We start from the raw sequence: 10,626 nt of genomic DNA on the forward strand, positions 1-10,626 counted from the left end.
AAAATTTACGGATCTTGTCAATATTGTTTTAATGGGCGTAATAGTAAAAACCTTGACATTTGTAGAATCTTCGCTATAATAAATTAAGGTTAGAATACGGATAATGGAAAAATAATGATATCGGCAATATCGATAATTTTGATGAATATAACGCTGCTGACGACCGCCAGTGTCTTGCACAGCGGAGACACACTCAATGCGCCATACGGCACCAAACCGGTCATTGACGGTCTGATAAGCGCGGGCGAATGGGATGACGCGGATACGGTCATGACCATGGCCCTGCCTAACGGACCGGTCACGATCTATGCCAAGGAATATCCTGATTCCATTTATTTCGCGGTCAACGTGCCGGACAGTACTAGTCATCCCAATGACCGGGCGATCCTGATGTTTGACTCACTGAATAACGCTGACACACTGCCCAACGTGGATGATTTTACGTGTTCCATGAAGCGGAATGGCACGCGCGCGTCCCAACATGGCAACGGCACCGGTTGGGCAAATGATAGTACATGGGGTTGGAATTCCGCGGTCACCGCGAGCACCAACGGTTACGTTGTGGAATATTCGGTCGCTTTTAGAAAAGCCGGACTGTCATTCGGTCAACCGAAGATCCTTGGATTTTCAGTGGAAATAATCAATACCAATCTGAGCACTGTTTTGTGGCCGGATTCGGCCATTAACATGAACCCTTCGACCTGGGGCGATCTTTTCTCACCGGACAACTGGGGAAGCAATGACTCGGTAGGACCGGTCACGTCCGGGATCCAGATCTCGCCGCCAAACCCGCCGCAGGGTATCACGAACATAGTGGTGTACGCGCTGGTCTCGGATAGTCTGACCGGGCAGTCGATGATCAATGACGCCCAAGTATTTATCGACTCGACCGTTGCTGCTTATAACATGATGCCGCTCGATGGCAATTTTGACGAAATGACCGAAGGTGTATTTGATACGGTCCCGGTGACCGGTTGGGTGGCTGGCGACACGCACTGGGTTTACGTTCGTGGCATGGATATCGCCAGGAACTGGGGCATGTTCGATTCGGTGCCGGTCATTGTTGCCGCGGCGTTGGACACGACTCCGCCATGGATCATTACGACATTCCCCGGCAGCGGTCAAACTGATGTCCCTCTTGATGCCGTTATCACCGCGACCTTTAGCGAGCAGGTCGACCCGGCGACGGTCACGCTCGATAAATTCACGATGAACGGCAGTATCAACGGTGCCTATACATTTACCATTAACTATGATCCTATTGACAGCACCGTGTCCATTGACCCCACGATCAGTTTCGCTTCGGCAGAATCGATCACGGTAGTGATCGCGCCCGGCATTCAGGACCTGGCCGGGAATCCCATGCCGGACACTCACTCATGGTGGTTCAAGGCGCTCGTTCTCCCCGATTCTGTCGGCCCGGTCACTTCCTCAGTCAGCATCTCCCCGCCGAACCCGCCTCAGGGTATCACGGAAATTATCGCCTATGCGCTTGTGTCTGACAGCGCGACGGGCCAGTCACTGATCAATGACGCTGAAGCGTTCCTTGATTCGATCGGTCAACCCGGCACAGGTTATATCATGACCGCGCTGGATGGAGGGTATGACGAAATCGCTGAGGATGTCTTTGACACGATACCGGTATCAGGCTGGGTAGCGGGCGACACGCACTGGGTCTATATTCATGGCCGCGATATTGGTAACAATTGGGGTGCGTTTGATTCCGCATCGGCCATCGTTGTATCCCTGATCGACACTGTACCACCGGGTATCGCATACACGTCGCCCGCCTTCGGCGATACCGGAGTTACCCTAAACAGCTGGATCTATGTTACGTTCAACGAGAAGGTCGATCCGACCACCGTGACCAGCGATAAGATCCTGATCGAAGGCAGTATCAACGGCAATTATACTTTCTGGATGTCATATTTCGAAACGGACAGCACGCTCCGCATAAATCCTTATAGTGACTTTGCACCCATGGAATCCATCAATGTCTATATCGCCGCTGGAATCCAGGATCTGGCCGGGAATCCCATGCTCAGCGGCTACTGGTGGTGGTTCAGGTCCGGGGCAATTACGGACACGGCAAAACCCCGCGTTGATTCGCTGATCGCGAATCCCGACACTATCACCGGTGCGAACGGCGTCACGGTCATTACGTCACGGATCACCGACAATATTGCCGTGGCCGGCGCAGAGTACTTCATTGACGCGATCGGGGTCAATGGTACCGGTTACGGCGCGCACGCTTCCGACAGTTTCGGCCTGACCATTGCTCATACTCTTGATACCATTGTCATAGACACTATAGCATACGGGATGCACCGATTCTTCCTGCATGGCGTTGATGCCACTGGCAACTGGGGTCCATATGATACCGCAGCCGTTTACAAAATCGCAGTCGACACCCTGCACCCGGACGTCGATTCCCTGCGCGCGGTGCCGGATACAGTGGATCTCTATGCACAAACCATCATAACCTCCCGGATCACTGACAATATCGGCGTCACCGCCGCTGAATTCTTCATTGATTCGGTGGGCGGCTATGGCGCTGGTTACGCGGCGCATCCAGTTGACAGCTTTGGACCACTGGTCGTTCATACGCGCGATACCGTTCAAACAGACACGCTTATCTCGGGTCGGCATTGGGTCTATCTCCGGGGCCGCGATGCGGCCGGCAACTGGAGTATCTGCGATTCTGTTCCATTTGTCATCGTGAACTTCGACAGCACCGGTCCCCACTTCACAATCACCGCCATCCCGTCACCCGTATTGATCGGCGATTCGATATCAATAACCGCTGATGTAAGTGAGCCGCTTAACCCTGATTCTGCGGTGACCTGCCTGATCCGCAACGCTGATACAACGGTCGCGCATACGATGGTTCAGACCGATACGTTCGAATACCAAATCTGGGTGCAGACTACCGGCTTTCCGGAGGGAACATGCCGGGCGGTCGTTTCCGGGTACGATGAACGGAGCAACTACGGTGTTGACTCCGTACAATTTGCCGCCGTACTCGACAGCATTGGCCCTGATTTTATCGTCGCGATCACGCCCTCGCCAGCCCATATCGGTGATTCGGCGCTGGTAACCGCTCAAACCAGCGATACGCTCCACCCGGATTCTCTGGTCACCTGTTTTGTACGCACGGCCGATAGCATGACCGAATATATAATGACCCAAACGGATTCATTCGAATATAGTGCATGGGTTCAAACGGTCGGCTTCTCCGAGGATACTTGCTGGGCGTTAGTTGCCGGTTATAACAAGCGGAGTACGTATGGAATCGATTCGCTTCAATTCGCGGTCATGGCGGAAGGTGAATTCCTGCCCAAGGACCGCGTGTACGCCTGGCCCAATCCGGCAAAAGGCAACCAGGTCTTTTTCCATTTTTATGTCAGCATGAACGCACGCGTAAGGGTAACTGTTTTCAACCTTGAAGGCAGGCGTGTCTGGCAAAGTACGGAACAGAACGCAGCAGGCGGAAAGCCGCCCCACACAATGAATTCCAACGCCGTGGTGTGGGATATTTCACGGATCGCCAGCGATGTCTACATCTTCCGGCTGGAAGCAACGAACACTGCGACCGACGATATAAGTACGGTCATAAAGAAATTCGCCATTGTCCGATGAAACATCACTCGATCAAACCCGGAAACTGCAAAGACGGCACATTTATGTATCGGATAGTTCTCATATGCGTATGCTGCGGGCCGCTGCTGTACGCTGACCCCGGTGAGACCGGCGCCTCTTTTTTAAACCTGGGCGTCGGCGCGAACGCGCTAGCCATGGGCGGCGCCGTGACATCGAACGCGCAGGGCGCGACGGCGCTCTACTGGAATCCGGGCGCTCTAGGCTGGATCAGTGGTTCGGAATTCGCTGTTATGCATGCGGAACATTTCCAGTCCATCCGGCATGAGCACATTGCCTACAGCCAGAGCAGCCGGGCTTTTAGTTTTGGATTTTCATTAAAGACGTTGTATCTGAGTGGTCTCGAGGAACGCACCGAGCCATCGGAAGATCCAATCAGAACATTCGGTGCCTATTATCTGGCACCGGCGGTTACTTGCGCCAAGGTCTTTGGGAGGAATTTCAGCTCCGGACTAACAATCAAGACCGTTCACCAGGCGATCAGCGATTACAGTACAATGTCGATAGCCGGCGATATCGGGCTGGCTGTGAAATTCGGTCAGAAGGGCCCGCAATGGGGTATTTGTCTGGACAACCTCGGCATGAGCGCCGCGTTCGATACGGCTTCCTTCTCATTACCCACAAAGCTGAAGACCGGCTTCAGCATGACAACATTTAGCGATCACCTGGTTATCGCGTTCGACCTGATCAAACCGTTTGCGGATGATCTCGCCTGGTGCGCCGGCGTTCAGACCATGGTCAATAAACGTTTTCAGATCCGCGCCGGATACCGTTCCGACCTCCGCGATGATGGAGCTCTGGCCGGCCTCAGTTCCGGCATCGGCCTGAAAATAAGTGATATCGGTATTGACTATGCTGTGACATCATACGGCTTTCTCGGCGTCACCCACAGCATCTCGATTGCTTACAGTTTCGACCGTTCGCAGACAAAGATCGACCAGCAGGAAGCGTTGATCGCGGAGGAACTGCAGAAACGGATGCGGATAACCGCCGAGGCTTTTTACCGGCAGGGGCTCGCGCAGCAGCGGGCCGGGAAATATGAAGAAGCCATCTGGAACTTTGATATCGCGCTGGTCTGGGACCCGCAGTACAGCGACGCTCTTGGCAGCATTGAAGATTTGAAAAAGACCGTCGACATGAACAATGTCAATACCGGGCTTACCCAGGGGATCAACGAATTCAACAAAGGCAGCTATATTGAAGCGCTGCGGTCGTTCAGCACGGCCCTGAGCATCGATTCGAGCAACGTCCTGCTCAAGCAATGGATCCAAACAACATCCGACGCGCTAGTGAAAATGCAGCTGGAAAAAGGCCAGTTGGACCGGGCGACGAGAGAGAAGATCGCAGATTACATGAAGAAGGGCATCAAGTACTTCACGCTCAAACAGTTCACAGCCGCGATCAATGAATGGAAGAAAGTGCTTACGATCGATGCCCAGCACCAAGAGGCCCGTGATTATATATCGAAAGCGCAGGAAATGATATCCAAACAGGTCGCCGATGCGTTCAATACCGCCGACCAGTGCATGAACCAGGGGAAGTGGGCTCAGGCGCTCATCGAGATCAACAAAGTCCTGACATGGGAACCGTCCAACCAGGCTGCCATTGCGAAAAAGACCAAGATCAGGGAACAATTGCGGGAACTGTCGATCGACCACACCAAAAAAGGCATTGAATTCTTCAAACAACAGAAATTAGCCCAGGCAGAGGCAGAATTCAAGGTGGCAATAGATTACGACATTTCGAACGTGACTGCCAGCAATTACCTGAAGAAACTATCGTCCATTGGCGGAACAGTCAAAAGTGCAGATATCAATGACCTTTACATGAAGGGCATAACCGCCTATACGCAGGAAGATTTCAAGGCGGCCATCCGTTATTGGAAGAAGATCCTGGAGATAGACCCCAAGAACAGCAATGCCCAGCGGAACATCGCCCGGGCTGAAGAGAAACTCAATCTGGGAAACAAGTAAGTAAGCGTACCGACTACAGTCTTTTCAGAACTACATAGGCTATGTCATCTGACTGAGGCGCGTTGCCGGTGAACGTTTCGATCTCCAAATTCAAAAAATGACTTAACCGGTCGGGCGCCAGGTGTCCGTTTTGCTGCAATAAAGCTTCAAGCCGATGGGTCCCGAATTGTTCCTTTTGGCTATTCATGGCTTCGGTTACCCCGTCGGTGTACAGGAAAACAACATCGCCCGCCTGTATTTTCTTCTTCTCCTCCTGTAGTTGGTCAGAAAACTGCTGGGCATCGAAAATGCTGACCCCGAGCGGTGGGCCGCCCGGCTTGAGGGATGTAATGCTTTTGGTTTGGGCGCTGTAATAATAAACCGGATTATGCCCGGCACAACAATAGGTCAGTTCATGGTTGGCGAGGTCCAGGACCAGGTAAAACAGCGTTATGTACATGCCCTCGGGAATATCGCGGCTGAGCATGTTGTTTAATGTCAACAGCAGGAAGCGGGGCGAGATCCGGTGCGGTGCTTCGTTCCGGATAAAGCTCCGCAGCATGGTCATTACCAGTGAACCGGCAATGCCTTTCCCCGATACGTCGGCGATGACAAATCCCATATGGTTCTTGTCGATCATTATATAATCGTGGTAATCGCCGCCAACTTCCATTGCGGCTTCGTAGAAGGAATCGACGGCATAACCGGGTATTACGGGATTGGTTATCGGCAAGAGCGCGTGCTGGATATCTTTGGCGATCTGCATTTCCCTTTTCATCCGTTCTTTTTCGACCAGGTCATGCTGCGCTTTTTTCAGGTTCTGGGCCATGATCTTTACCGCATGCGCGATACGGCCAACTTCGTCGCGACGCGTCGTCATTATCATACGGTCAAGATCGCCGTTGCCGATCGCTTCGATATCGTCGGTCACCGCGCCCAGCGAACCGATAATGAGCGAAACAAGGATCAATATGCTTGAAATGCCGATCACCAGGATAATGGCGCCGATGACCGCCGCGCCGCGCCGCGCCTCCTGCACGGCTGCTTTCAGGTCTTGTTTGGAAAGCACGACGTGAGCTTCACCGATCTTGTTCGTGCCGACCTCCATGGCAACCGTGATCATCAGAGCATTAACGCCGTCCGAAAAGCGGTAATCCTGCGTTGCCAATGCCCGTCCGCCCAGGGGCTGTAGCCCTGCAGGGGGATGATAGGTCTTGGTCACCTCTCTGATATCCGTGTGCGCCCAGATCACCTGGTTTTGGTCGACCACAAAACAGCTTAGCACACCGGGGTTATCTTCCTTGGTATCGTGCACGAGTTTGGCAAGGGCCAGATCATCCTTCATGATAAGAAAATCCTCGGCTCCGGCGGCCAGGTTTTTGCCGATCGTTTCGCCCCGCAACGTCATTTGCTGGATAAGCACGCGCTTTTCATGATTGACAAAAAATCCGGTGAAAAGCAGCAGGATGACCAGGATGAAAACGATCAACCAGATAAGGAATTTTGTCTTTAATGTCAAGCTGGTGCGGAATTCCTCCGCTTGCCGCATGTTGTTTTCAGGCGGGCTTGATGGTCTTCACCATTCGCACCATGGTCCCTTTTCCCAGGACAAGCCCGCTGATCTGCTTGCGTGGTGCTTCGGTTATTTCGACCCGGTCAAAGATCTTCCTGATCAGCTGTAAGCCGATGGAATCGGTCATCTCGTCGGGCGGCGATGAGAAACCACGCCCGTAATCAGTGATGGTGAATGTAAGCATCTCGCTGTCCAGCGTATAACTGATCTCGATCACGCCTTCCTTGCTGCCCTCATAACCATGGTGTACGGCATTGCCATAAAGCTCCTTGGCGATCAGTTCAAGGGAATCATCGTCCATGTTCTTGATCTGCGAGAGCTGGGGGTTGGACTTTATCACCCGGCCCATGAAGCGGAAGAGAATGCAAGCGAACTTGTCCTCGCTGGGAAGGACCAGCTCATTCATGTACTCGGCCTGATGAACGTACGGGTCCATAAGCTGCAACTCCTGCCACAATTGCTCATCTGCCAGGAAATCACTTAGTATCTTGATCCAGCGGTCGTGGTATTTGATCTCCTTCTGCGCACCGACTTCTTTGCGCAACTGATCGATGATCATGCTGGATATCGTTGTATCTTTCTGCAGTTCCTCGATGTTTACATAATAACGGAACAAGTAATTGATTCCCAAGAGCCGGAATGGCTTGGAAATTGACTCGTCAGGATAAGACACATAAATATAGTCTCTTTTTATCCGCACCAGGTTCATAAGAAGACCGAGCCCGGTTGATCCGACAAAGGTTATGCCGTTAAGGTCGACGATGAAATTGTAAACATAGGGCAGGATCGCGGTCCTGAGGACCCGCTGGAGTGACATCACGGGTTGCGTGTCAAGCGAACCTTTAAGGACAAGGGCACACACCCGCGCATGTTCATCAAAGAACATCCGGCATGTTAGACTGCCCAGCTTGTATTCCTCGGTTTTGAATTCGCCGTTCGACTGCATCATCCCATTATACTTATAGAATTGAAATTGTCAATGCGGCGACACCTGATCTTTCACTTCAGGATAGCGCGCAGGAGCAGCATGAACCCTTTGATCTCGTTCTCCACGAGTTCAAGGTTGCGTTTCGCCTGCACGTAATCGGGATTGATCTCCACGGCCTTTTTGAAATGAGTCTGCGCCGCGTTGAACAGCGATCTCATTTTGATGAGATATGCCTTGCCCAGCGCATTCCACAGGTCCGCGTACTGCGGTGTAGAATCGACCTTGTGATGCATTTTATCGATATACTCGTCAACGGTGATAGCGACCTCCTTGAGGTCGCTGAATTTGGTAAAAAGTTCAAAGTCATAGATGAATTCGTGAATGTCCGTCTTTCTCATCTCAGCCTTGAATTTCGTCAGCCGGCTTACTGCTCTGGAAAAATCCTTCTGCTCCAACAGCTGCATTGCATCCTTGTATGGTTCTACCTGGTACCGCGTGTCCAGGAGCGAAGCGTACTTTAGGTTTACGATGGCGGCGATAACATCTTTTTCGTGCGGTGTTTCGGCTTTCACGACCTTTTCCCTCAGGATCAAATATCCAAGGTTAAAATATGCCTCGGCGAAATTTTTGTTGAAGTTGATCGCCTTTTCCAATTCCTGGAACGCCTCGTCGTACATATCTTTCTCAAGATAGGCAAGGCCCAGGTCGAGATAGTAATCAGCGTTCCTTGGAGCCAGGTACAAAGCCCTCGTGAACTGGGCGATGGCGTGATCCATATCGCCTAATTTCCTGTATACGTACCCAAGATTCCGGTGAGCGTCCGTCAGGTTCTGATCGATCCGTATCGCGTCCGTGAACGATTTTTTCGCTTCCTGGAAAAATCCCTTACCCATGAAAATAACACCGATCTTGTTAAAGGCATCGGCGTGCATGCCTTTCTTGACATTCTCCACCAGCCGCAGCAGGTGGGACAGTGATTCGATCTGCTCGTTATGGATCGACTGTATCAGATCGATCAGGGTTTTTTCGCGGATCTGGTAATCGTATTGTTTTTCCCTTACGTCAAGGATCCTCCCGGATTTGAAGGTTTGTGAGACAATCTTGGATTGCCTTGGTTCCGCGCACGTCTCAATGTGATAGATATCCTTATCAAACTTGACCGCGCTGTCCAGACCATAGGTTCTATTCATGGGTATCTATTCCTTTCTTTTTCTTCGTTCCTGCTGCCAGGCGAAATAAAGACGTTGCTCCCGCGTATTCAGCCTCAGTCGCCGCAGGGTCGAATATACCTTCCAGACGCTCAGTGAGGAAAAATGGTATGGCGCGCCCTGCAATATCTTTTTAAGCTGCGAGGCATTTGAAAGGGGACTGTTCATAACAATGGAACGGACGGCTTCTTCAAGCGTCGGTTTTTTCTGCGGGATATTCCTGGGTTTCATCGCTGCGCTTTGAGGCACTTTTTCTCCACCTATGACCGGCATTGATATACCGGCATGCTTTACTGCTTCATCAACACTGGTGAAATACTTGGTTACCTTGTTCAGATCAAGGAGTTTGTAAATGGAAAGGACGTCGCTTGCCATATTGGCGAAGAAAATATCGCCTCCCTTGTCGCGATTTTCCTTGATCCGACCAAGGATCACACCCCACCCGGCTGACGCGATGAACTTGACTCCCCCAAAATCCAGTATGAACAGGTTAATGTCTTTGCCCAGGACCAACAATTTTTCTTTCAACAAGTGCGCGGTTGCCGAATCGATAAAGCCGTGCAGAACGAGCACCGCGCCTTTATTTTCCCTCCCTAATAGATGAGCCTGAATCTTTAGACTATCAGTTTCCATCGTGCTTTACCGCCTCTTTCCATTCTTGCCGTTCTTTGCCAGGTTTTTAACAAGGATTATTTCATTATAGCCATCCACCCTGCGGAACCGCACCTTGTCCACAAGGCGCTCCATCATTATCATCCCCAGTCCACCTTCGATCTTTTTTTCGATCAGTTCCTCCAGCGTTCTTTTCTGGACCCTGGTTGGTTCGAACGGCTCTCCCCAATCCTTCAAGGTAACCATGATCTTTCTCGTTGTGGCTGTAATACCGATCTCGATCTTGCCGGGCTTGTTTTTGTATGCGTGCCGGCTGATATTCATATATGCCTCTTCGACCGCAGTGATAACATGCATAACGGTTTGGCGGTCAATACCGTCATGACCGCAGGCACGGGCAACACTTGCCCTCAATTTTTTTATACTACTGATGTTTTGGTTCGCAGAAAAAGTGAACTTAACAACGCTCAATGTTTTACTCCGTTTGTATAGTATATATATATCCCGGTATATGTCAACCCCTGGCAATCCAGCCGCCAGAAAAGAACTGTCAAGATATAATATGAAGGCCTATGGAACGCGGTTTTTTAGGTTATACTGGTAGGAAGGAGGCATTATGAATTACATTGGCATTGATTTGCATCGTAAGTATTCGCAGGTTCACGTATATGATCCGGTGCAGGCGGTGGAATCGAC

General features: G+C 51.3%; 7 protein-coding genes. 2 read left to right on the forward strand and 5 right to left on the reverse strand.

The genetic code is table 11. The features are described 5' to 3' along the window. The first annotated feature begins 141 nt into the window (after window positions 1-141). Window positions 142-3,639 (forward strand): Ig-like domain-containing protein, encoded by a 3,498-nt coding sequence (locus VF399_01240; protein HEX7318965.1) that lies wholly within the window; start codon window positions 142-144, stop codon window positions 3,637-3,639. Between the two features lie 44 nt (window positions 3,640-3,683). Continuing rightward, a complete protein-coding gene (locus VF399_01245; GenBank protein HEX7318966.1) occupies window positions 3,684-5,630 on the forward strand; it encodes a PorV/PorQ family protein in 1,947 nt (648 codons plus the stop codon). A gap of 13 nt (window positions 5,631-5,643) precedes the next feature. Here VF399_01245 and VF399_01250 read toward each other — a convergent pair whose 3' ends face one another. The 5 genes from VF399_01250 to VF399_01270 are packed head-to-tail and all read right to left on the reverse strand — an operon-like array spanning window position 5,644 to window position 10,401. Beyond that, a complete protein-coding gene (locus VF399_01250) occupies window positions 5,644-7,128 on the reverse strand; it encodes a SpoIIE family protein phosphatase (protein HEX7318967.1) in 1,485 nt (494 codons plus the stop codon). A gap of 37 nt (window positions 7,129-7,165) precedes the next feature. Then, the gene (locus VF399_01255) at window positions 7,166-8,131 is read right to left on the reverse strand and encodes an ATP-binding protein (GenBank protein HEX7318968.1); all 966 of its coding nucleotides are present in this window, start codon (window positions 8,129-8,131) and stop codon (window positions 7,166-7,168) included. Between the two features lie 50 nt (window positions 8,132-8,181). Further along, window positions 8,182-9,300: a tetratricopeptide repeat protein gene (locus VF399_01260; protein HEX7318969.1), complete on the reverse strand. Its 1,119-nt coding sequence runs from the start codon at window positions 9,298-9,300 to the stop codon at window positions 8,182-8,184. 6 nt (window positions 9,301-9,306) lie between these two features. Further along, window positions 9,307-9,951, reverse strand: coding sequence for an STAS domain-containing protein (locus tag VF399_01265; GenBank protein ID HEX7318970.1), 645 nt, complete (start codon window positions 9,949-9,951; stop codon window positions 9,307-9,309). A gap of 6 nt (window positions 9,952-9,957) precedes the next feature. Continuing rightward, complete coding sequence (locus VF399_01270; protein ID HEX7318971.1) at window positions 9,958-10,401, reverse strand: ATP-binding protein; 444 nt, start codon at window positions 10,399-10,401, stop codon at window positions 9,958-9,960. Between the last annotated feature and the right edge of the window lie 225 nt (window positions 10,402-10,626).

This window comes from bacterium (genome assembly GCA_036382775.1).
Taxonomy (GTDB): domain Bacteria; phylum Hydrothermota; class Tepidihabitantia; order SM23-42; family JAOAFX01; genus DASVHD01.

Bases quoted from the DNA above. Each gene is read 5' to 3' on its own strand.
- VF399_01260 (HEX7318969.1), bottom strand. From the start codon at position 9,300: ATGAATAGAACCTATGGTCTGGACAGCGCGGTCAAGTTTGATAAGGAT.
- VF399_01245 (HEX7318966.1), top strand. From the start codon at position 3,684: ATGTATCGGATAGTTCTCATATGCGTATGCTGCGGGCCGCTGCTGTAC.
- VF399_01265 (HEX7318970.1), bottom strand. From the start codon at position 9,951: ATGGAAACTGATAGTCTAAAGATTCAGGCTCATCTATTAGGGAGGGAA.
- VF399_01255 (HEX7318968.1), bottom strand. From the start codon at position 8,131: ATGATGCAGTCGAACGGCGAATTCAAAACCGAGGAATACAAGCTGGGC.
- VF399_01240 (HEX7318965.1), top strand. From the start codon at position 142: ATGAATATAACGCTGCTGACGACCGCCAGTGTCTTGCACAGCGGAGAC.